The organism is Mesorhizobium sp. M4B.F.Ca.ET.089.01.1.1, assembly GCF_004022605.1.
GTDB classification, from domain to species: Bacteria; Pseudomonadota; Alphaproteobacteria; order Rhizobiales; family Rhizobiaceae; genus Mesorhizobium; species Mesorhizobium abyssinicae.
The window spans coordinates 1-378 of the sequence record NZ_RZOS01001616.1; the positions used below are offsets into that span (position 1 = coordinate 1).

At 64.0% G+C, this 378-nt stretch carries 1 protein-coding gene; it reads right to left on the reverse strand.

Translation table 11 applies throughout. The features are described from left to right. Positions 1-315: amino acid synthesis family protein (locus EN780_RS38495; protein WP_145971064.1), on the reverse strand; the 315-nt coding region annotated here is incomplete at its 3' end. Between the last annotated feature and the right edge of the window lie 63 nt (positions 316-378).

Below are 378 nucleotides of genomic sequence, written 5' to 3' on the forward strand. Positions count from 1 at the left end.
GAAATGCAGCGTGTGGATCAGCGCCGAAGCGTGCTCGACTTCGCCCGACGTGCCGCAGATGGCGGCCTTGCCGTAGCCTTCGATCGCTTCGCCGGAGCCGGCGACGCCAATGATCTCATTGGTCAGCGTTTCGCCGAGCACCGGGGCGACGGCGCGAATCTCGGGCGACAGGTCCTCGGTGAAGCCGCGTCCGGCCCACGGGTTGGTCAGCACCGCCGCGACGCCGATCAGGCGCAGTGGGCGGGGCGCCGCCTTGCCGCCTTCGATCAGCGTGTTCTCGACATAGGTCACGATCTTGCGAATGGCCGGTTTCATGAAATTCCTCGGACGAAACGGCGCGATGCGGGTTCGTCATTTCTGCTTTGTCTTATGGTATAC